At 65.1% G+C, this 21,091-nt stretch carries 16 protein-coding genes and 3 pseudogenes; 11 read left to right on the top strand and 8 right to left on the bottom strand.

Features of this window, described 5'->3' with window-relative positions:
• Positions 1–14: 14 nt before the first annotated feature.
• Positions 15–122, top strand: a pseudogene (locus tag HB777_03685) (XRE family transcriptional regulator).
• Between the two features lie 393 nt (positions 123–515).
• Here HB777_03685 and HB777_03680 read toward each other — a convergent pair.
• The 3 genes from HB777_03680 to HB777_03670 all read right to left on the bottom strand — a co-directional run bounded on the left by HB777_03680 (position 516) and on the right by HB777_03670 (position 3,784).
• On the bottom strand, positions 516–1,436 hold the full coding sequence (locus HB777_03680; protein QND63107.1) for an oxidoreductase: 921 nt from the start codon (positions 1,434–1,436) through the stop codon (positions 516–518).
• The gene (locus HB777_03675) at positions 1,433–2,698 is read right to left on the bottom strand and encodes a TCR/Tet family MFS transporter (protein ID QND63106.1); all 1,266 of its coding nucleotides are present in this window, start codon (positions 2,696–2,698) and stop codon (positions 1,433–1,435) included. Before HB777_03675 ends, HB777_03680 begins: the two co-directional genes overlap by 4 nt.
• A 156-nt stretch (positions 2,699–2,854) precedes the next feature.
• Entirely contained in the window at positions 2,855–3,784 is a 930-nt protein-coding gene (locus HB777_03670; protein ID QND63105.1) for a neutral zinc metallopeptidase, read from the bottom strand.
• A gap of 180 nt (positions 3,785–3,964) precedes the next feature.
• On the opposite strand from HB777_03670, the pseudogene HB777_03665 reads away from it, so the two are divergent.
• Positions 3,965–6,032 (top strand): annotated as a pseudogene (locus HB777_03665) (hypothetical protein).
• Positions 6,033–6,091: 59 nt separating this feature from the next.
• Here the strand turns inward: HB777_03665 and HB777_03660 are convergent.
• A complete protein-coding gene (locus HB777_03660; GenBank protein ID QND68641.1) occupies positions 6,092–6,280 on the bottom strand; it encodes a hypothetical protein in 189 nt (62 codons plus the stop codon).
• 99 nt (positions 6,281–6,379) lie between these two features.
• Positions 6,380–6,831, bottom strand: a pseudogene (gene mntR, locus HB777_03655) (manganese-binding transcriptional regulator MntR).
• 234 nt (positions 6,832–7,065) lie between these two features.
• On the opposite strand from mntR, the gene HB777_03650 reads away from it, so the two are divergent.
• The 3 genes from HB777_03650 (at position 7,066) to HB777_03640 (ending at position 10,131) form a co-directional block, all read left to right on the top strand.
• Positions 7,066–8,430 carry an Nramp family divalent metal transporter gene (locus HB777_03650; protein QND63104.1) on the top strand — a complete coding sequence of 455 codons (1,365 nt, stop codon included), beginning with the start codon at positions 7,066–7,068 and terminating at the stop codon, positions 8,428–8,430.
• A gap of 87 nt (positions 8,431–8,517) precedes the next feature.
• Entirely contained in the window at positions 8,518–9,372 is an 855-nt protein-coding gene (locus HB777_03645; protein ID QND68640.1) for a protein-L-isoaspartate O-methyltransferase, read from the top strand.
• Positions 9,373–9,480: 108 nt separating this feature from the next.
• Positions 9,481–10,131, top strand: a complete 651-nt coding sequence (locus HB777_03640; protein QND63103.1) for a dihydrofolate reductase family protein — start codon at positions 9,481–9,483, stop codon at positions 10,129–10,131.
• A 191-nt stretch (positions 10,132–10,322) separates the two neighbouring features.
• Here the strand turns inward: HB777_03640 and HB777_03635 are convergent, their stop codons facing one another.
• Positions 10,323–11,192, bottom strand: a complete 870-nt coding sequence (locus HB777_03635; GenBank protein QND68639.1) for a LysR family transcriptional regulator — start codon at positions 11,190–11,192, stop codon at positions 10,323–10,325.
• 98 nt (positions 11,193–11,290) lie between these two features.
• Here HB777_03635 and HB777_03630 point away from each other — a divergent pair, with 98 nt between their 5' ends.
• A complete protein-coding gene (locus tag HB777_03630; GenBank protein QND63102.1) occupies positions 11,291–11,890 on the top strand; it encodes a LysE family translocator in 600 nt (199 codons plus the stop codon).
• Between the two features lie 222 nt (positions 11,891–12,112).
• On the opposite strand, the gene HB777_03625 is transcribed toward HB777_03630, so the two are convergent.
• Positions 12,113–12,907 carry an SDR family oxidoreductase gene (locus HB777_03625; GenBank protein QND63101.1) on the bottom strand — a complete coding sequence of 265 codons (795 nt, stop codon included), beginning with the start codon at positions 12,905–12,907 and terminating at the stop codon, positions 12,113–12,115.
• 218 nt (positions 12,908–13,125) lie between these two features.
• Between HB777_03625 and HB777_03620 the strand changes: the two genes are divergently transcribed.
• Positions 13,126–13,581: a winged helix-turn-helix transcriptional regulator gene (locus HB777_03620; GenBank protein ID QND63100.1), complete on the top strand. Its 456-nt coding sequence runs from the start codon at positions 13,126–13,128 to the stop codon at positions 13,579–13,581.
• 24 nt (positions 13,582–13,605) lie between these two features.
• Here HB777_03620 and HB777_03615 read toward each other — a convergent pair whose 3' ends face one another.
• Positions 13,606–14,784, bottom strand: a complete 1,179-nt coding sequence (locus tag HB777_03615) for an MFS transporter (GenBank protein QND63099.1) — start codon at positions 14,782–14,784, stop codon at positions 13,606–13,608.
• Positions 14,785–14,992: 208 nt separating this feature from the next.
• Here HB777_03615 and HB777_03610 point away from each other — a divergent pair, with 208 nt between their 5' ends.
• From HB777_03610 to carB, 4 genes are all read left to right on the top strand, one after another.
• Entirely contained in the window at positions 14,993–15,349 is a 357-nt protein-coding gene (locus HB777_03610) for a helix-turn-helix transcriptional regulator (GenBank protein ID QND63098.1), read from the top strand.
• A 74-nt stretch (positions 15,350–15,423) separates the two neighbouring features.
• The gene (locus tag HB777_03605; protein QND63097.1) at positions 15,424–16,182 is read left to right on the top strand and encodes a metallophosphoesterase family protein; all 759 of its coding nucleotides are present in this window, start codon (positions 15,424–15,426) and stop codon (positions 16,180–16,182) included.
• Between the two features lie 209 nt (positions 16,183–16,391).
• Positions 16,392–17,288, top strand: a complete 897-nt coding sequence (locus HB777_03600) for an SH3 domain-containing protein (GenBank protein ID QND63096.1) — start codon at positions 16,392–16,394, stop codon at positions 17,286–17,288.
• Between the two features lie 231 nt (positions 17,289–17,519).
• On the top strand, positions 17,520–21,023 hold the full coding sequence (gene carB, locus HB777_03595) for a carbamoyl-phosphate synthase large subunit (GenBank protein ID QND63095.1): 3,504 nt from the start codon (positions 17,520–17,522) through the stop codon (positions 21,021–21,023).
• Positions 21,024–21,091: the final 68 nt, after the last annotated feature.

Below are 21,091 nucleotides of genomic sequence, written 5' to 3'. Positions count from 1 at the left end.
TGCATGCCGCCGAAGAAGCCCTCGAAGATGCAGCGGACGTAGCGATCTACGACGAACGCAAGGCTGAGCTCGAAACCGAAAAGGCCTTGCCCGCTGACGTGGCCATGGATATTTTGCGGGGCCGGCTCACGCACGCCGAATTGGCGCAGAGCACTAAATCCTCGACGCGGAAGCTTTGACCCTTCGAAGGCAAATCGTGTGACTTCGACATTTGGCCGAGACCTGCCTCCCGTCGTCATCCACGGGCGGAGCAAGGAGCGTAGCGACGCGGCGCAGACCCGAGGATCCATGCCGGGACTCCTGAGCGCCACCACGATTCAGAATTCTGCTCCGCTGCGCCTTCGGCTAAGGTCACGGCATGGATCCTCGGGTCTCCGCGACGGAGCTTCGCTCCTGCTCCGCCCGTGGATGACGAAGTTGAGGGCTTCGGCCAATCCATGGAACAATCAACAGTCCGCCAAAGCGAATGATCGATAGTGTCGCCGGCAGACCTCCAAGCAGCACAAGCCTCGCCCTCACGCCACCGGCCGGCCTTCGCTGGCCTCCAGGATGGCGAACCATTGCTGGCGGTCGAGCACGATATCGAGCGCCTTGACCATGGCGGCCAGCCGCTCCGGCTTCATCGAGCCCAGCACCGGCACCAGTCGGGCCGGATGACGCAGCAGCCAGGCGATGGCGACGGCAGCCAGATCGCCGGCACCGATTTCCGCTGCCACTGCCGCGAGTGCTGCCCGCACCCGCGCCTCGCGCCCCTCCTTGCCGGTGAACAGCGAGCCGCCGCCGAGCGGCGACCAGATCATCGGCGCATAGGCAAGGCGCTGGGCGTGGTCGAGGCTGCCATCGGTCAATGCGGAGGTCTTCAGCACCGACATCTCGATCTGGTTGGTGGCGAGCGCGAACGGCAGCCGAGAGGCCAGCAGATCGAACTGTGACGGCGTGAAATTGGAGACGCCGACCGCCCTTACCTTGCCCGCCTTGACCAACCCGGCCAGCGCTGCCGCCGTCTCGTCGGCGTCCATCAGCGGATCCGGCCGGTGCAGCAGCAACAGGTCGAGGTAATCGGTGTGTAGATTGGCTAGCGAGCGGTCGACCGAGGCCGCGATATGGGCGGCACTGGTATCGTAGTGCTTCAGCCGGTTTTGCGGCCGGTTCTTCGAGGCCAGCATGATATCGCATTTCGAGATCAGCTCGATGCTGTCGCGCCTGCCTTTCCAGCGCGCCAATCCCGCGCCGAAGGCCGCTTCCACCTCGTAGTTCCCGTAGATGTCGGCGTGGTCGAAGCTGGTCAGGCCGAGATCGACGGCGCTGCCGATCAGCCGCGCGACCGCATCGGCATCCGGGCGGGCGGCGCTGTCGAGCAGACGCCAGGCGCCGAAGACGACGCGCGACAGCGACAGTCCGTCCCGGGTGAGCGCAATGCGGCTGTCATGGCTCATACCTGTGCTCCATCTTCGGCGACGCCGGTGGCGACATTCGTGCGCGCCACGGGCCTTGCCACTTTCGTGACGAAGACAATGACCGCCAGCGTCAGGAAGCACGCGCCGAGCAGATAGGGCGCGCCGCCGAAGGTCACCGGCGCATTCGGCCCCGTGAACCAGGAAAAGATCGCCGTGTAGAGCAGCGGTGTGATGATCGAGGTGATCGAGAAGATCGACGTCATCGCACCCTGCAACTCGCCCTGCGCCGAAGGCGGCACCTTGGCGGCGGCGAGGCTCCTCAGCGGCGGGTCGGCCAGCGCTTCGAGGCAGCCGACGACGATCACCGCATAGATCATCCAGCCTTGCGACGCGAAGGCGTAGCCGAAGGCGCTGAGCGCGGTGAACGCAAGACCGATTGCCGCCGTCTTCCACTCGCCAAGCCTGGGGATCACGCGCGGCAGCACCGTCGCCATGACGATCGCGCCGCACAGGCCGAAGGCGCCGAGCGAGAAGCCGATCTGCTGCTCGCTCCAGCCATAACGATAGTTGGAAACGAACGACCAGACCGCCGGATACATCATGTGCCCGAGCGTCATCAGGAAGAAGGTGAGCCCGATCCAGCCGATGCCCTGGTACTGACGCATCTGGAGGAGCGTGCCGACCGGGTTGGCGCGCTTCCACTCGAAGCGGCGGCGATGCTTGTCATCGAGCGTTTCCGGCAGCAAAAACAGCGCAATGAGGAAATTCATGAAGGCAAGCCCGGCGGCGAAATAGAACGGCACGCGTGGTCCGAACGTGCCGAGCAGCCCGCCAAGAACCGGCCCGATGACGAAGCCGACGCCGAAAGCGATGCCGAGCAGGCCGAAATTCTTGGCTCGGTTCTCATCGTTCGAGATGTCGGCGATGAAGGCTGATGTCGTCGAATAGCTGGCGCCCGAAATGCCGGCCAGCACACGCCCGATGAACAGCATGGGATAGGACCATGCGACGGCGCAGATGAGATTGTCGATGGAAAACGTCAGCACCGAGGCGAGCAGGATCGGCCGCCGCCCGAACCGGTCGCTCAAGCCGCCCATGATGGGTGCGAAGACGAACTGCATGGCAGCATAGACGAAGAACAGCCAACCGCCTTCGATCGCCGCTCCGCTGATGCTGACCCCGGTCAATTCCCTGAGATAGGCCGGCAGCACCGGCATGATCATGCCGAAGCCGATAATGTCGAGCAGCAGCGTGGTGAAGACGAGCGCGAGGCCCCGTCTGGCGGTTTTGGGGTCGATCATGATGGGTCAAGCTCCTCTGCTCGCCCTGGGGCGCAGGCGGACGCACCTTATAGGCGAGCCCGCCGCAAGGAACAATAAGGGAACAGGCGAGATTCTTTCATCCTGACATCCCCTGACGGCGTCTTCGCCGGCAGGTCAATCTCGGAAAAAGTCCTCTCAGATCGGGCCGCTCAGCGTGTTGCAATCCGAAAGCTTGCCGCTCTTGTAGCCGCGAGCCAGCCAGGTCTGCCGCTGCTGCGAGGTGCCGTGGTTGAAGCTTTCCGGAACGACATAGCCTTGCGTCTTCTTCTGCAGCGTGTCGTCGCCGATCTGCTTGGCGGCATTCAGCGCGCTCTCGATGTCGCCCTGCTCCAATATGCCCTTCTGCGCGGTGTAGTGGGCCCACACGCCGGCGAAGCAGTCGGCTTGAAGCTCGATGCGCACCGACATCTGGTTGGCCTCGGCCTCGCCCATGCTTTGCCGCATCTGGTTGAACTTGGACATGATACCGGTCAGGTTCTGCACGTGGTGGCCAACCTCATGCGCGATCACATAGGCGCGGGCGAATTCGCCCGAAGCGCCGAACTGCTGGTCGAGTTGCTGGAAGAAGGTCATGTCGAGATAGACCTTGTGGTCGCCGGGACAGTAGAACGGTCCGGCCGCCGCTGAGGCAAAGCCGCAGGCCGAGCGGACCTGGCCGGAAAACAGCACCAGCTTCGGGTCCTCATAGGTCAGCCCCTGCGATTTGAAGATGCCGGTCCAGGTGTCCTCGGTCTCGGCCAGCACGGTAGCCACGAACTGCTTCATCTCGTCATTGGCCGGTGTGGCGCCGCTGTCCTGGCCACCGCCGCTGTTGTCGGTGATCTGGCCGCCGCCGCCCGGCAGCAGGCCGCCGTCGCCGCCACCCAGGATCGTCGACGGATCGAAGCCGAAATACCATCCGGCCAGCACCACCAGGATGACAAGGAAGATGCTGCCGCCGCCACCGGCGCGGCCGCCGATCGGAATGCGGAACTGACCAGGGCTGCCGCCACCGAGCCCGCCACCGCCGCTGTCGCTGCGGTCGTCCTCGACATTGTCACTCTGACGACGGCCCTTCCAGAGCATGGCAACTCCTCGCGCTGCGAACTTCCCCGTTGTCCGGGGCTCAACCCAACAAACAATTATCCCAATGGTTGCCCCAAGTCACAGTATTTTTCCAGACTGCTGCGGTGCTGGCATGGCGGCTCCAACACTCTGGCCGAGAGTGCACAAGGCCTGTAGCATTGCCCGCACAATGGGGATGTGTTGGGCTTGAGGACGATCGGTTCGTTCCTGTCGCTGATTACGGCGCTGTTTTGCCTGGGCTCGCCGGCCGCCGGCGCGGTGACGCTCGATTCCAGCGTTGCCGTCACCGACCCCGCCACCTTGCAGGCGCTGGAGCGCGGCGGCCTGTCGATCAGCCGCCTGCTCGGACCCGCACTCGGCCTGACCCGCGAGGTCGACAATCGCGGCCTGTTTTCGGTGCCGGCACTGGCTACGGTGCGCGACACGGTCAAGCTTGAGATCGCTGACGAACCGAAGACCAGCCCCGACCCCTATGTCGCCGCCATGGCGAAGTCGAAGGACACCAGCCAGAAGTTCAATCCGAAATACATCGATGACGACGGCTCGACGCTGGACCTGACCGGCGTCGTCAATCGCATGGATCGCGGCTACCTCGGCCACACCGAATGCGGCGAGATCCGGCTGATCTACCGCTTCCACTATTCAGTGGCGGAAAAGCCGGCCAAGGGAAAGGCGGGCCAGCGCATCTCTTCGCGCCTGCCGCTGACCATGAGCCTGGTGTTCAATGCCAAGCCCAGGCAGGCACAAGTCCGCGCGTCGAAGGATTTGCCTGCTGCCACCGACGTGTCCTGCGCCGATGTTGCCCAGCGCTGGCTGGCAGCCGGAAAAAAAGACCTGCCACCCGACCAGCTCGCCGCCTGGCTGCGCTCCGACGAAGGGCCGCTGTCCGGCGCCATGCTGAATTCGTCGCAGATCATGCGGCTCGAACTCAACATGCAGGTGCTCAGGCTGTCGGCCTCGACACGGCGCGATTTCGGCGGCCACGCCGAGTACCTGCTGAAGATCTTCAAATGGGACCCGGCGACGTCCAGCTTCTATGAAGCGAAGATGGAAAACCAGATCGACCGCGCCACCGTGCTGGCCGACAAGCCGTCCTTCGCCAAATGGCTGCTCACCGACCGCAACATCTACGACCTCGATCATGGCCGGCTGGTCATCGACGAAAAGTTCCTGGCCAGGAGCGCCGTCTCCGTCGCCCCCGGCGGCCTCAGCCGGTCGCAGAACAACATTGCCTACGGGCTGGTCGATGATGCCGACATCGACAAGGCGCTGAAGGACTATGTCGCCAAAGGCAACACACTCTCGACCATCAGGTCGGTGGCCGGCTTCGAATTGCGGCTCAACGAGATGAGCTGCACCGGCTGCCATCAGACGCATGGCATTGCCGGTTTCCACTACACCGGCGCCGATCCGGCCAGCGAGCCGCGCCGCAACGCCGTCTTCGTGCCGGGCTCCGCCGTCTTCTTCGCCGACCTGCCGCGCCATCGTCGAGCAGTTCGCCGCCGGCGGCCACCCGGACTTTACGCGCGGTTTCGCCGCCCGTCCCGACGCGAAATACGCCGAGGCGCTGAAAGGCACCGACCTCTACAATGGCTGGGGCTCGATCTGCTATCGCGGCGAGGATCCAAGCTTCAAGGACTGGACCTGCGGCGCGGGCCTGCGCTGCGCCGGTGTCCACGAAAGCGCCATCCATCCGGGCTTCGGCACCTGCGTCAGCGAGGCCGGCACGGCGGTCGGCGACCCCGTCGAGTTCGGCGAGATCAAAATGTCGACATGGGGCAACGACCAGTATTGCCGCCTGTCGCCGGCCACCGCCAAGGCCTGCGCCATCGACCCCGCGAAGGACAAGAAGCCGCTGGTCAAGCTCGCCGGCTATGGTGCGGCGCGCCAGCGCTACGACAATCCGCAGCAGAAAACCGGCGGCTTTCCCGGCGGCATGCTGCGCAAGGCAAGCTGCGACAAGCTTCCCGACGAGGCGACGTGCGGGCGTCTGGCCAAGACCGGCTTCAACGACTGCATCGCCTCGGGCAAGGACCACAAATTCTGCACGAAGGAATTCACCAAGACCGCCGGCCTGCGCGCCTGCGACAAGGCGCATCCCTGCCGCGAGGACTATATCTGCACCGCCGGCTACGACGATCTGGCGCAAGCAAAAGCCGGCAAGGGCACCTGCATCCCGCCCTATTTCATCTTCCAGTTCCGCGTCGACGGCCACCCGCGCAGCTGGGTGCAGGACGTCCGTGAGTAAACACGCCTTGATCGTTGCATCCAGGCGCATTCCGGCAAACGACTGACGTCCGGCTGGCCTCAGCCTCTTTGCTTGGCGCCGGCGCTTTTCCCGTCGGAACTTTTCGAACGTTCCTCGAAACGAGCCGCACCCTTTTTCAGGGGATGGCCGGTTTCGGCCTCGGTCTTGCGCTCGTCCTTGGCCGCAGCCTGTTTCAGTCCCTTGGCCGCCTGCTTGCCCTTTGCGGTCGGTGCCTGTTCAACGCCCATCTCTTCCTCCCTTGCTGCGCGATAGTCGCGCAGTGTCAGGAGCAACGTGCGGGGCATGCGGCGGTTCCGGCGTCTCGCGAAATCCGGCGGCGGTGCGGTTCAGCGGGCCGCCGTCATCGCCTTCCGAAAAGCTTCCAGCGTCTCGGCGCTGACATGATGCTCGATGCCCTCGGCATCGATGCGCGCCGTTTCGGCGCTTACGCCGAGCGAGCGCAAAAAGCTTCCACCGTCTGGTGGCGGATGCGGCTTTCCTCGGCGACCTTGCGGCCGGCATCGGTCAGGAACACGCCGCGATAGGGCTTTCTCGACACCAGACCGTCGGCGCACAGCCTGGTCAACATCTTGGCCACCGTCGGCTGGGCGACGCCGAGCCGCGCGGCGATATCGACCTGGCGCGCCTCGTTGCCGTCCTCGATCAGATCGGCGATCAGCTCGACATAATCCTCGACCAGCGCGCTGCGGCGCGCTTCGCGCGTCTGCCGGAAGCCTTCCGAATGAACCTCGGCGTCGGGCAGTGGCTCGCGCGGGACCGGTCTGTTCTTCAGCGCCAATGCGCGCTCCTCCCGAGGCTTTTGCTGTCCATGCATTCATAGCACGGGCTCTGATTCTTCAGGCCGTTTATTTGCATTCCGCCGCAGGCGCAACCGGCGTCCCCGATTGCCGCTTCCACAGGCTGACCGCTATCTGACAAAAAGCATGAACAATGAAATATAGCATATTGCATAATGTTGAGCCATGGCATAGCTTAGGGAAACATCGCCCAGCCTCGCGGAAAGCCCTCCCTCATGTCCGAAGCCGAAGTCACTGTCCCCCGTTCCTCTTGGCGGTTCGCCAGGCCTGACGAGGACGAACAACCCAGCCTGCGCGAAGTCAATTCCTCCATCGCCGTGCCGAATTCCGGTGTCTGGTTCCGTCGCCTGTTCGCCTTCATGGGGCCTGGCTACATGGTCTCGGTCGGCTATATGGATCCCGGCAACTGGGCGACCGACCTCGCCGGTGGCGCGCAGTTCGGCTACACGCTGCTGTTCATCATCATGCTGTCCAACCTGATGGCGATCCTGCTGCAGGCGCTGGCAGCACGGCTCGGCATCGCCACAGGCCGCGACCTTGCCCAGGCCTGCCGCGCCTATTATCCGCGTCCGGTCAACTTCGTGCTGTGGATCGCCTGCGAACTGGCCATCATCGCTTGCGACCTGGCCGAGGTCATCGGCACCGCGATCGCGCTGCAGCTTCTGTTCGGCATTCCGCTGATCGGCGGCGCCATGCTGACGGCGCTCGACGCCTTCCTCGTGCTTCTGCTGATGAACAAGGGCTTCCGCTATCTCGAAGCCTTCGTCATCGCGCTTTTGATCATCATCTTCAGCTGCTTTGCCATCCAGATCTTCGTCGCCGCCCCGCCGGCCGGATCGATCCTGCATGCCATGTTCGTGCCGTCGTCGGAAATCGTCACCAACCCGGCTATGCTCTACATCGCCATCGGCATCATCGGCGCCACCGTCATGCCGCACAATCTCTATCTGCACTCCTCGATCGTGCAGACCCGCGCCTATGAACGCACCGAAAAGGGCAAGCGCGACGCCATCAAATGGGCAACGACGGACTCGACCATCGCCCTGATGCTGGCTTTGTTCGTCAACGCCTCGATCCTGATCGTGTCAGCGGTCGCCTTCCACAACACCGGCCACCAGGACGTCGCCGAGATCGGTCAGGCCTTCGAGCTGCTGTCGCCGCTGCTCGGCCTCAGCATCGCCTCGATCCTGTTCGCCGTCGCTCTGCTGGCTTCCGGCCTGAACTCGACGGTGACCGCGACGCTTGCCGGCCAGATCGTCATGGAGGGCTTCCTGCGCCTGCGCATCCCCAACTGGGCACGCCGGCTTCTGACGCGCGGCCTCGCCATCATCCCGGTGGTGGTCGTCACCGCGCTCTATGGCGAAAAGGGCACCGGCCAGTTGCTGGTGTTCAGCCAGGTCATCCTGTCGATGCAGCTGCCCTTCGCAGTCGTCCCGCTGGTGCAGTTCGTCTCCGACAAGAAGAAGATGGGCAACCTCGCCATTCCGCGCGGCGTCGCGGCCCTTGCCTGGGTAGTCGCCGCGATCATCCTGGTGCTCAACTTCAAGCTGCTTTACGATACCATGTTCGGGGTTGGCTGAGCTCCGCCTCGCCGGGAAATCGGCTGCCCTCTGTGCAGGGGGTAGTCTCGCGACAAATCGGCAATCCGCGCTATGTTCTCCGGCATGATGACCCGGATCGAAGACATCAGGAAATTCTACGCGCGGCTGATGGCCGCCAATGCCGGCTCGTCCGATCCACGCCTGGAGGCGGTTTTCGCCGAGGTGCCACGAGAAGCCTTTCTCGGTCCCGGGCCGTGGACGATCATCGCCGGCAACGGCAAGGTCACGACGCCGAGCGCCGATCCGGCGCACATCTACCAGAATGTGCTGGTGGCGCTCGACGACGACAAGGGCATCAACAATGGCGAGCCGTTCCTGCACGCCATGTGGATCGGAAAGCTTGCACCGAGGCCCGGTGAGGCCGTCACCCATATCGGCGCCGGCACCGGCTACTACACCGCCGTGCTGGCCAGGCTGGTTTCACCCGGAGGCACCGTCACCGCTTTCGAACTCTACGAAAAGCTAGCCGATCTGGCGCGACAAAATCTCGAAGCCTATGGCAATGCGACGGTCGTCCATGGCGATGCCGTGACGACGCCGTTGCCACCATCCGACATCATCTATGTCAATGCCGGCGTCGCAGCACCGCCGGCCGGGTGGCTGAAGGCGCTCCGACCAGGCGGCCGCATGATCTTTCCCTGGCGCCCGGCCGAGCGCGTCCCGCTGGCGGTGATGGTGACCCGTACGGCAAAAGGTTTCGCCTGCGATCCGTTCATGCGGTCGTGGTTCATTCCCTGTGTCGGCGCCTCGGTTGCGGACCCCGCGGCGACGATCCCGACTCGGGAGCAGGCCGCGAGCAGCCGTTCGATCTGGCTGGTGCAGGACAAGGCGCCGGACCGCACCGCCACCGCCATCTCAGGCGATGTCTGGTTCTCGTCGCAAAATCTCGACGCCGGAACGCGCACCGGACCTCGCAAATGACGGTGGTTCGCCAAAATTTCATATGTCCTGTCGGACTGGTGACTGGTCGCCCGTCCTTGGGCTGAAGTCCGGCCACGACGGCGTGGATTGAAGAAACGGGAGACTGGAATGAGAAAAATCATCGCTGCGACATTCGTCAGCCTCGACGGCGTCATGCAGGCGCCCGGCGGTCCGGAAGAGGACCCGGTCGGCGGCTTCAAGTTCGGCGGCTGGACCTTCCATTACTTCGACGAGGTGGCGGGCGTGGCAATGGATGAACTGTTCTCCAAACCCTTCGACCTGCTGCTCGGCCGCAGAACCTACGACATCTTCGCCGCGTACTGGCCGTATCAGAAGGATTCGATCGCGGATGCCTTCAACCCAGCGACCAAATATGTGGCGACGCATCGGCCTGACACCCTCACCTGGCAGAACACGCAGCCGCTTGGGCCGGATATCGTCGTTACATTGCGCCGTCTCAGCCAAGAGGATGGACCTGACCTGCTCATCCAGGGATCGGGCAATCTGATCCAGGCCTTGCTCGCCAACGGGCTGATCGACGAGATCCGGTTGATGATCTTCCCGCTGTTGCTGGGCAAGGGCAAGCGGCTGTTCGGCGATAGTGCGATGCCGGCCGCCTTCAAGCTTGTCAAATCGCAAGCCTCCAGCACCGGCGTCATCATGGCGACCTACGAACGATCAGGTGAGATCAAGGTTGGTTCGTTTGTTACAGGGGAGCCGTCCGACGCCGAGCTCGAGCGGCGCAGGAATTGGAAGTAGCAGGACCTGGTTCCTCGCCCCCGCCAGAGCGGGGGAGAGGTGGCCGCGAAGCGGACGGAGAGGGGGCTGTCGTAGGGCGGATGCCCTGTAGAATTTGGTCGCCGTCGCGCCAATCCCCCTCTCCGTCTCGGCTTCGCCGAGCCACCTCTCGCCCACATTCGTGGGGGCGAGGAACCCAAGTTCTGAGACCTTCAAGCAGCCACCGGCCGCCGCGCCAGCCCGTCGCGGATATGCCGCGCGAATTCCTGCGCGGCCGGGCCGACTCCATGCCTTGGCAGATGCAGGTTGATGGCAAAGTTCGGCAGTGGCGGCAGGCCGGACTCCGATTGCAATATGTCGAGATCGGCCGGCACCGTGGAGGCCAGCCAGGTGGTGACCGCGAGGTCGGAACGCACCGTCGCCGTCGTCGCGTCGATGTTGCCGTTTTCGAACACGGTGCGCCACTCCAGCCCATGCTCGCTGAGCGCCGCCAGCACCGCCGGGCGGAAGGCGCAGGTGTCGGCGACGATCGACACCGGCAGCGGCCGCTTGGCGCGGGCAACGCCGCCCTTGGCGCCGACCCAGACCAGCCGGTCGATGGCAAGGCATTCACCAGCCGACGGGCCGACGCGCTCCTCGATCACCGCAAGGTCGATGGTCCCGGCCGCAAGGGCAGCCGTCAGCTCCGGCGACGAGGCGCAGACCAGCGATATCTCGACCTGCGGATAGGTCTCGGCATAGGTTTTCAGCACCGGCGCCAGCAAAGTGCCGACAAGGTCGTAGGGCACGCCGAGCCGCACCTGGCCGGCCATCGGCATACCCGCCATCTCAGCCCAGATCTCGTCATTGAGGCTGAGCAGCCGCTTGCCTTTGCCGAACAGCCGCTCGCCGGCACGCGTCAGCCGCAAGCCGCGCCGGTCACGCTCGAACAGGCTGGAGCCGAACGCCTCCTCCAGCCGCTTGACCTGCTGGCTGACGGCGCCCTGCGTCAGGTGCAGCGCATTGGCCGCCGCCGTCATGCTGGCCTTGTCGGCAACGGTCACGAAGGTGCGGATCAGCGCCATGTCGAGATTTCGGATCATGGCTGGCATTATGCTTCCTAATGCTGACCATAGCAAACATTGCATTTACTGAAGTTCGTGCGCGGCTACGATGGCAGCCCTCCCACAGAGGACGCCGCATGCTTGAGCCCATCATCCCGCTCATCCTCTTTGCCATCGTTGCCACCACCACGCCCGGCATCGCCACGACCCTGTCGACCGCGTCCGGCGCGCAGTTCGGCTTTCGCCGTTCCGTGCCTTTGCTGGTCGGCAGCGCCGCCGGCCTCGCCACGGTCACGGGCGCCGCCGCGGCCGGGCTCGCCGGCCTGCTGCTCGCCGTGCCCTCGCTGCAGCTGGCGATGAAGATCGCCGGCTCGCTCTATCTCGTCTGGCTGGCGATCAAGATCGGTCGCAGCGGACCGCCCAATCTGGATGTGACCATGGCCAGGCCGAACAGCTTTCTCGGCGGCGCCGGCATTCAATGGATGAACCCGAAGGGCTGGGCGATGGGACTGGGCGCCGCGGCCTCGTTCGCGGCGCTCGCCAGCGGGCCGATGCAGCTCGCGCTGCTGCTCGGCGCCACCTTCGGCCTCGCGGCCGCCGCCTCGCTGTCGCTGTGGTGCGTGGCCGGCATGCTGCTGGCCCGGCTGCTCAAGACCGAGTGGCAATGGCGCGCGCTCAACATCGTGCTGGCACTGGTGCTGGCCGCCTCGATCATTCCGATGTGGCGGTCGGCGTAAGCCCACGGAATGGGGCGAGGAACCTAAGTACTGCAAGGTCTGCGCAGTACCCCACCCGGACCTTCGGTCCGACCTCCCCACAAGGGGGAGGTGGGGAGCCGTGCCTTTCCACGCCTCAAAAGGCGTGGCGCAGCCCTCACCCTCCCCCTTGTGGGGAGGGTCGATCCGCGAAGCGGAGCGGGGTGGGGGTCCTGGTTCGCAAAGCGAACCAGCCTTGCCAGCTCAAGCCGCGTAGCGTGCCGCCGGCTTGTCGGCGTGCAGGCTGCCGTAGAAGGCCTGCCGGGCGCCGAGGAAAGTATCCAGCTTGGCGGCGTCGGCAAGTCCCGGCACGGTGACGGTTTCGCCCTTGGCCAGGCCGACAAGGGCGGCATCGACCAGATCGTCGGCTGTCATGATGATCTCCTTCGGAAGATTGTCGATATCGCTGCCGGCAATTTCCCAGAAATCGGTCCGGGTCGCGCCGGGCAGCACCACTTGGGCCTTCACCTCGGTACCCGCGACCTCGCGCTGCAGGGCCTCGGTGAAGTTGACGACATAGGCCTTGGTGCCGCTGTAGATGCCGCCGAACGAGGTGTCGAAGGCAAGCACCGAGGCGATGTTGACGACGGCGCCGCGGTTGCGCGCCAAGAACCCCGGCAGCACGGCGCGGGTCAGGCGCGTCAAGGCGATGACATTGACCTTGATCATGCGCTCGGCCGCATCGGCGTCGGCCGTCGCCACCACCTGCGCACCGCCAATGCCGGCATTGTTGACCAGCAGCGTCACGCTGTCGTCGGCTGTTACAGCCTGTTCGACGCGGCGCACGTCATTGTCGTCGGCGAGATCGGCGCTGATCACGCTGACCTTGCGGCCGTAGGCGTAACGCAGCTTCTCGGCCAGTTCCTCCAGCCGGTCGGCGCGCCGCGCCACCAGCACCAGATCGTAGCCCTGCCCTGCCAGCCGGTCCGCATAGACCGCGCCGATGCCTGCCGAAGCACCGGTGACGACCGCCGTGCCCTTGTTGCTCTGTCCACTCATTGTCTTGTTCCTTCTTCGACTGATTTGCTTCGTTTCGACCTGGCCGCCGGCCCGTGGGCAATCACCCTCGCCATGCCGGCAAAGCCACCTGATTTTATTTAGTGGCATATACCACTATTTTGTGAAGTAGGCATATGCCACCATCTTGTCAATGATCGCAACGAGGATTATTTGAGAGGCAGCGGCCGGGTATCGTTCGCCGGCGCCAAGGACCAATCATGTCGAAGGACACCCTGCCCGGCCTCACCCTGTGCAACAACGCCGCGCTGCGTCGTGTCGCGCGCAAGCTCGGCCAGTTCTATGACGATGTGGTGGCTCCTTCGGGCCTGAAGGCCACGCAGCAGGGCCTGCTCTACCAGATCCATATCGGCAACGAACCGGCGATGGGCGCCATTGCCGAATCGCTGATCATGGACCTGTCGGCGCTCGGCCATACGTTGAAGCCGCTGATCCGCGACGGCTATGTCGAGACCTTCGCCGATCCGGGCGACCGCCGCATCAAGCGCGTGCGGCTGACGCCGCAGGGCCTGGTCAAGCTCGATCAGGCGATGAAGCTGTGGCAAATCGCCCAGCAGCGTTTCGAGGATGTGGTCGGCAAGGACAAGGCGGAGAGGCTGCGCGCGACGCTGGATGACATTGCCGCGCTGGATTTTGATCTGCCGCCGGCCGCCTGAGACAGCCGACGGCTTTCAAAGAGGTTATTCGGCCGGCATCGCAACCGGCCGGGCCGCCCAGCGACCAGCCAGCACGATGCCGAGCCCGATGATCGGGAAGGCCGCGGCGATCAGGCCGAGATCGGCCGGCGCGCCGTAGCGCAGCACCGCACCGCCGACCACGGCCCCCAGCGCGACGCCCAGATAGAGCGCCGAACCGTTGAGCGACAGCACGATCGGGGCCGCGTCGGGCGCCAGCTTGATGATGCGGCTGGCCTGCGCCGGCGGGAACGCCCAGCCGACGATGCCCCACGGCACCATCATCGCCATCAGCGCCGGCCCGGCAATATGCGGCGGCAGGAAGGTCGGAATGACCGACAGCATCACCAGCATGGCGGCGCTCAGCGCCAGCGACCAGCCGACGGTGCGGGTTGCGCCGAAACGGTCGGCGGCCTGCCCGCCTGCAATGTTGCCGATGACGGCGCCGACGCCGAAGGCGAGCAGCATGCCGGGCAGCGCGATCTGGGAGAGCCCGCCGCCCTCGATGGCCAGCGGCGCGACATAGGCAAAGACGGTGAAGGCGCCGGTCAGCGCCAGCAATGTCGTCACAAGGATCGGCATCACGCCGGGACGCATCGCAGCCGCCAGCCTGCGCTTCAGCGGCAGCTTGGTGCCGACGATGCCGCGCGGCAGCCGGTACCACAGGATCGCGCCGGCAAGCGCGCCGAGGCCGGCGATGGCATAGAAGGTGCCGCGCCAGCCGGCGAAGGCCGCGACAAGGGCGCCGAGCGGCGCGCCGACGGCAACGGCCACCGTGGTGCCACCGACGACGACGGCGATGGCGCGCGCCCGGTGATGGTCATCGACCAGCGCCACCGCGGTTCCCTGCGCGGTTGCCGCGAACAGGCCCGACGACAGCGCCATGACGATGCGCGCGATCAACAGCAGCTCGAAGGAGGAACTCAAGGCGGCGGCGATGTTGCCGAGCACGAAGAACACCAGCGTCCACAGGATGACGCGGCGCCGGTCCCATTCGCCGGTCAGCGTCGCCAGGATCGGCGTGCCGACCGCATAGGCGAGCGCGAAGGCGGTGATCAGCGTGCCGGCCAGCGGAATGGAGATGCCGGCGTCGGCCGCAATGTCAGGCAGAAGGCTGGAGATGACGAAGCCTTCGGTCGAGATCGTGAACGATCCGAGCGCAAGCCAGAAGAGGCGCTTGTCCATGGGGCGGTGTCCTTAGTTCAAAAGTTATTGAACAATTGGACATAACAGGGCATGATGTCAATGAAGCCAGGGGAAAATAGCTGAACCCTCCTGACAGCCCTGTGTCAGCACGGTTGGTCGGCAGGGTCGCGAAGCGGAGAAACAGCATGTACGGGCACAGAAGGACGCATGCGTTGAAATCGGCCCCGACTGTGCTTAGTTTCGAGCCATGACCTTGCCACACCCCAATACGGACCAGATCAGCCTGCCCATCGTGCTCGGCGTGCTCGGCGACCCGACCCGGCTCGCCATCGTGCGCTATCTCGCCAGCAAGCAAGGCGTGCCGCTGAACTGCAGCCAGTTCCTCGATCTCGGCTCCAAGACCAATCTGAGCTACCACCTGGCCAAACTGCGCGAGGCCGGCGTCACCCGCGCCGAAGTGGTCGGCACCAACCGCATGATCACGCTGCGCCGCGCCGACCTCGACGCCCGCTTCCCCGGCCTGCTCGACAGCGTCATCGCCGCCGCAGGCGACGATCCCGCACTGCCGGCGGTCGGCGGCCACGATATCGAAATCCACGCCTGAGCTCGAAGGACTTGGGTTCCTCGCCCCCACGGATGTGGGGAGAAAAAGCGGCGTCACACAGGAGCCTCCCCCTTATGCGCATCGCCGTCCTCGCCGATATCCACGGCAACGTCCTGGCGCTCGACGCCGTGCTGGAGGATCTGCGACAGCGCGGCGGCGCCGACCTGACCGTCAATCTCGGCGACAGCGTTTCCGGCCCGCTATGGCCGCGCGAAACGTTTGAACGGCTGCAGGCGCTCAACCTGCCGACGGTGCGCGGCAACCACGACCGCCGCGTCGCCGCCGACCCGGCCGACGAGACCATGTGGGCTTCCGATGTCTATGCGCAGGAGCGGTTGACCGAGGCACAGCGCCAGGTGCTTTTCGCCCAGCCGCTGACACTGGAGATCGCGCCCGGCATCATCGCCTTCCACGCCCGCCCCGACCACGACGAGAAATATCTCGCCGACACGGTCGCCAATGGCCAGTTGGTGCGCGCGCCGCTGGCGGCGATCCGGCGCCGGCTGAAAGCGCTCGACCCCGCCTGCCGCATCGCGCTGTGCGGCCACAGCCACCGCGCGGAACTGATCCGCCTCCCCGATGGTCCCGTCATCTTCAACCCGGGCAGCATCGGTTGCCCCGCCTATGACGATTCGACGCCGCCGGCGCATGTCTCTGAGCAGGGCTCGCCGCATGCACGCTACGGCATCGTCACCTTGGGTAGCGCCGGTCAGCCCGACCGCTTCGAGGCCATCGCCGTCGACTACGACCATGAGGCAGCGGCGCGCCAGGCCGAACAGGCGGGCCGACCGGAATGGGCTCACGCGCTCAGGACTGGATTTATGCCCGACTGAACGCAAGTGCGTTCATGTCGAGGCTGAACGCACTTGCGTTCATGCCGCCTAGCTGAACTGGCTCACGGGCTGGGCTCACACAGCCGAAACGGCGGTCGAATTTTCGGGCTTACATGGCGACGCGTCGTCCCTTATAAAACCGGCCGGGCATGCGGCGGGCTCGATCCACCGCTGCGTGGTGTCTCTAGGTATCAGCGCACAGCCAAACGATGAGGCGCACAGTTACGCTCCGAACAACCCTGCATGCGCTGATTGCCGCTCCACTGCTGATGGCGGCGTGGCCTGCTTTTGCCACAGCCGAAGAAGCGCCGGATCTCGTCATTTCCATCGTGACCGGCCTGGCGCCGGACGATCTTCTCAAAATCCGCACCACCGCATCGCCGATCGCCAAGGTCGAGGCGCGGCTGACCGGCGGCGACAGGGTCACCAATCTCGGCTGCAATGACGTCAATGGCTACAAATGGTGCAAGGTCGAGAGCACGGGCAAGGAGAAGCTGAGCGGATGGGCGCCGGCGCGCTACCTCATCCCCCTCAATCCGGCGCCCTATGTCGAAGGCGAGACAAAACCGGCCGATGCACCGGTGGTGGCCTCCACGGGTAGCGAGACCGAGCAGGCATCGGCGACGGATCAGTCCCAGACAACCGGCTCAGCTGGCGCGGATACTCCGAGCCAGGCGCCAGTCGCATCGCCGCCCGACCTGACGGCCCGGCTTGGCGGCGGCGATCAGGCAACCGAAAGCACGCCGAAATCCGCCACCGAAATCGGCCGCGCCGCCGTGCAGGATGCCTACCGCCTGGCGCTGGCGGCGACTGACGCCGCGCCCGCTTCTGCGCCCGACGCCGGCGAGATTCCCTGCGCCCGCTATGTCGGCGAGCCGATGACGCATTGCGTGATCAGCGTCGCCCGCAAGGACAGCGACAATGTGGACGTCACTGTGACCTGGCCCGATGGCGGCACGCGCGTCATTTCCTTCCACGGCGGCCAGCCGGCCAGCTCGGATGCGGACGGCAATTTCCGCTTCACTCGGGAAGGCAGCCTCAACATGATCCGCGTCGGCGAGGCCGAGCGTTTCGAAATCACGGATGCCGTTGCGTTCGGGGACTAGGGCAGTAGGGCAGTATGTGAATTGCCTGGAGTGTCTCCCCCTACTGCCCTACTGCCCTACTGCCCTACTGCCCTACTGCCCTACTGCTTAATCCCTCATTTTCGGGGTTACATCAGTCAAAACTCTTCCCTATAAGGCCCTCCTAGCCTGATACCAGAATCGCGAGCACAACCGGCCGGGTCTTCCCGTCCCGGTTTTTTGTGCAAGCCGCCCGCCGAACGGACCTATGACATGCCAAGACGCACTGACATCAAGTCGATCCTGATCATCGGGGCCGGCCCCATCGTCATCGGTCAGGCCTGCGAGTTCGACTATTCCGGCACCCAGGCCTGCAAGGCGCTGAAGGAAGAGGGTTTTCGCGTCATCCTGGTCAATTCCAACCCGGCCACCATCATGACCGACCCGGAACTGGCCGACGCCACCTATATCGAGCCGATCACGCCTGAAGTCGTGGCCAAGATCATCGCCAAGGAGCGACCCGACGCGCTGCTGCCGACCATGGGTGGCCAGACCGCGCTGAACACCGCTTTGTCGCTGCGTCGCATGGGCGTGCTCGAGCGCTACAATGTCGAGATGATCGGCGCCGATGCCACGGCCATCGACAAGGCCGAGGACCGCGCGCTGTTTCGCGAGGCGATGAAGAAGATCGGGCTGGAAACGCCGAAGTCGATGCTGGCCAACGCCACCGACGTCAAGAACACCGACCGCAAGACGCATGAGGCCGAGCGCGCCGCCGTCAAGGCCGAGGCCCCGGCCGATCTCGACGCCGCGCTCGATGCCTTGGAAACCCGCTGGAACCTCGGCGAAGGCGACCGCAAGCAGCGCTACATCAGCCATGGCATGGCCATCGCCGCCCAGGCGCTCGACCATGTCGGCCTGCCGGCCATCATCCGCCCATCCTTCACCATGGGCGGCACCGGCGGCGGCATCGCCTACAACCGCGCCGAATTCTACGAGATCGTCCAGTCCGGCCTCGATGCCTCACCGACCACCGAAGTGCTGATCGAGGAGAGCGTGCTCGGCTGGAAGGAGTATGAGATGGAGGTCGTCCGCGACAAGGCGGACAATTGCATCATCGTCTGCTCGATCGAGAACATCGACCCGATGGGCGTGCATACCGGCGATTCGATCACCGTCGCCCCAGCGCTTACGCTCACCGACAAAGAATACCAGATGATGCGCAACGCCTCGATCGCGGTGCTGCGCGAGATCGGCGTCGAGACCGGCGGCTCCAACGTGCAGTTCGCCGTCAACCCGGCCGATGGCCGCCTGGTGGTGATCGAGATGAACCCGCGCGTCTCGCGCTCGTCGGCTCTGGCCTCCAAGGCGACCGGCTTCCCGATCGCCAAGATCGCGGCCAAGCTCGCCGTCGGCTACACGCTGGACGAGCTGGAGAACGACATCACCGGCGGCGCGACGCCCGCCTCCTTCGAGCCGTCCATCGACTACGTCGTGACAAAAATCCCGCGTTTTGCCTTCGAGAAATTCCCCGGCGCCGAACCGGTGCTGACCACCGCCATGAAGTCGGTCGGCGAAGTGATGGCCATCGGCCGTACCTTCCAGGAATCGCTACAGAAGGCCCTGCGCGGACTGGAGACCGGCCTGACCGGCCTCGACGAAATCGAGATCCCCGGCCTCGGCTATGGTGCTGCGACCGCCAACCATGCCGACGACCGCAACGCCATCCGCGCCGCACTGGGCACCCCGACGCCCGACCGGCTGCGCATGGTGGCGCAGGCGATCCGCATGGGCACCTCGCTGGAAGACGTGCACGCCATGTGCAAGATCGACCCGTGGTTCCTCGAGCAGATCGCCGGCATCGTCGCCATGGAAGCCCGCATCCGCGAGCATGGCATCCCTGAGGACGCCGTCAATCTGCGTATGCTGAAGGCGATGGGTTTCTCCGACGCCCGCCTGGCGTCGCTGACCAGGACCGACGTCGACGTGATCGCGAAGATCCGCGAAAAGCTCGACGTGCATCCGGTCTACAAGCGCATCGACACCTGCGCGGCCGAGTTCGCCTCGCCCACCGCCTACATGTACTCGACCTATGAAGTGCCGTTCGCAGGCGCGCTGGCCAACGAGGCGCAGGTCTCGTCGCGCAAGAAGGTCGTGATCCTCGGCGGCGGACCGAACCGCATCGGCCAGGGCATCGAGTTCGACTATTGCTGCTGCCACGCCGCCTTTGCGCTGCGCGACGCCGGCTATGAAGCGATCATGATCAACTGCAACCCGGAGACCGTCTCGACCGACTACGACACGTCAGACCGGCTCTATTTCGAGCCGCTGACGGCGGAAGACGTGCTGGAGATCCTGCGCGCCGAACAGGCCTCGGGCGAGCTGGTCGGCGTCATCGTCCAGTTCGGCGGCCAGACGCCGCTGAAGCTCGCCGACGCGCTTGAAAAAGCCGGCATCCCGATCCTCGGCACCTCGCCCGACATGATCGATCTGGCCGAAGACCGCGACCGCTTCCAGAAGCTGCTGCACAAGCTCGGCCTCACCCAGCCGAAGAACGGCATCGCCTATTCGGTCGAGCAGGCCCGCCTTGTCGCCGGCGAGCTCGGCTTCCCCTTGGTGGTGCGCCCCTCCTATGTGCTCGGCGGCCGCGCCATGCAGATCATCCATGACGAGGGCATGCTGCAATCCTACCTGCTCGACACCGTGCCCGGCCTGGTGCCGGAGGACATCAAGCAGAAATACCCCAACGACAAGACCGGCCAGATCAACACGCTGCTGGGCAAGAACCCGCTGCTGTTCGACACCTATCTCTCGGGCGCCATCGAGGTCGATGTCGACTGCCTCTGCGACGGCAAGTCGACCTTCGTCTCCGGCATATTGGAGCACATCGAGGAGGCCGGCATCCATTCGGGCGACAGTGCCTGCTCGCTGCCGGTGCACTCGCTGCCTTCGGAGCTGGTCGACGAGCTGGAGCGCCAGACAGCGGCCCTTGCCCGCGCGCTCAATGTCGGCGGCCTGATGAACGTGCAGTATGCGATCAAGGACGGCACGGTCTATGTGCTGGAGGTCAACCCGCGCGCGTCACGCACCGTGCCCTTCGTCGCCAAGACCATCGGCCGTCCCATCGCCAAGATCGCCGCCCGCATCATGGCCGGCGAGAGACTGGAAGACGCCTTCGCCCATTACGGCGCCATGCCCGACCCCAGAAACCCCGGCCATATCGCAGTCAAGGAAGCCGTGTTCCCCTTCGCCCGTTTCCCCGGCGTCGACATCCTGCTCGGGCCGGAAATGCGCTCCACCGGCGAAGTCATGGGCCTCGACCGCGATTTTGCTCTCGCCTTCGCCAAGAGCCAGCTCGGCGCCGGCGTCGACCTGCCGCGCTCCGGCACACTGTTCGTCTCGGTGCGCGACGAGGACAAGAAGGGCATCCTGCCGGCGGTGAAGCGCCTGGCCGGCCTCGGCTTCAAGGTGCTGGCCACCTCAGGCACGCAGCGCTTCCTCGCCGAAAACGGCGTCGACGCCCAGAAAATAAACAAGGTGCTGGAAGGCCGCCCGCACATCGAAGACGCCATCCGCAACCGCCAGGTGCAGATCGTCTTCAACACGACGGATGGCCAGAAGGCGGTGTCGGACTCCAAGTCACTGCGCAGGGCTACGCTGATGCAGAAGGTGCCGTACTACACCACGCTGTCAGGGGCGGCCGCGGTGGCCGAGGCGATCGCGGCGCTGAAGGCGGGGAGCCTGGAGGTCAGGCCGCTGCAGGAGTATTTTGCCTGAGGTGATTAGCTGATCTCCCCCCGCGTGGGGGAGATGGCCGGCAGGCCAGAGGGGGGGCGCTGTCCCGC

The organism is Mesorhizobium loti (assembly GCA_014189435.1).
In the GTDB taxonomy this organism is placed as follows: Bacteria; Pseudomonadota; Alphaproteobacteria; order Rhizobiales; family Rhizobiaceae; genus Mesorhizobium; species Mesorhizobium loti_G.
The sequence above is the reverse complement of the archived record's forward strand: the minus strand, read 5'-3'. Positions and strand labels throughout refer to the sequence as shown.

What these genes read in the sequence shown, in the direction of transcription:
- carB (QND63095.1), top strand. Translation starts at nt 17,520, where the DNA reads ATGCCAAGACGCACTGACATCAAGTCGATCCTGATCATCGGGGCCGGC.
- HB777_03615 (QND63099.1), bottom strand. Translation starts at nt 14,784, where the DNA reads ATGGACAAGCGCCTCTTCTGGCTTGCGCTCGGATCGTTCACGATCTCG.
- HB777_03600 (QND63096.1), top strand. Translation starts at nt 16,392, where the DNA reads ATGAGGCGCACAGTTACGCTCCGAACAACCCTGCATGCGCTGATTGCC.
- HB777_03640 (QND63103.1), top strand. Translation starts at nt 9,481, where the DNA reads ATGAGAAAAATCATCGCTGCGACATTCGTCAGCCTCGACGGCGTCATG.
- HB777_03605 (QND63097.1), top strand. Translation starts at nt 15,424, where the DNA reads ATGCGCATCGCCGTCCTCGCCGATATCCACGGCAACGTCCTGGCGCTC.
- HB777_03635 (QND68639.1), bottom strand. Translation starts at nt 11,192, where the DNA reads ATGATCCGAAATCTCGACATGGCGCTGATCCGCACCTTCGTGACCGTT.
- HB777_03680 (QND63107.1), bottom strand. Translation starts at nt 1,436, where the DNA reads ATGAGCCATGACAGCCGCATTGCGCTCACCCGGGACGGACTGTCGCTG.
- HB777_03660 (QND68641.1), bottom strand. Translation starts at nt 6,280, where the DNA reads ATGGGCGTTGAACAGGCACCGACCGCAAAGGGCAAGCAGGCGGCCAAG.
- HB777_03670 (QND63105.1), bottom strand. Translation starts at nt 3,784, where the DNA reads ATGCTCTGGAAGGGCCGTCGTCAGAGTGACAATGTCGAGGACGACCGC.
- HB777_03620 (QND63100.1), top strand. Translation starts at nt 13,126, where the DNA reads ATGTCGAAGGACACCCTGCCCGGCCTCACCCTGTGCAACAACGCCGCG.
- HB777_03625 (QND63101.1), bottom strand. Translation starts at nt 12,907, where the DNA reads ATGAGTGGACAGAGCAACAAGGGCACGGCGGTCGTCACCGGTGCTTCG.
- HB777_03645 (QND68640.1), top strand. Translation starts at nt 8,518, where the DNA reads ATGACCCGGATCGAAGACATCAGGAAATTCTACGCGCGGCTGATGGCC.
- HB777_03630 (QND63102.1), top strand. Translation starts at nt 11,291, where the DNA reads ATGCTTGAGCCCATCATCCCGCTCATCCTCTTTGCCATCGTTGCCACC.
- HB777_03650 (QND63104.1), top strand. Translation starts at nt 7,066, where the DNA reads ATGTCCGAAGCCGAAGTCACTGTCCCCCGTTCCTCTTGGCGGTTCGCC.
- HB777_03610 (QND63098.1), top strand. Translation starts at nt 14,993, where the DNA reads ATGACCTTGCCACACCCCAATACGGACCAGATCAGCCTGCCCATCGTG.
- HB777_03675 (QND63106.1), bottom strand. Translation starts at nt 2,698, where the DNA reads ATGATCGACCCCAAAACCGCCAGACGGGGCCTCGCGCTCGTCTTCACC.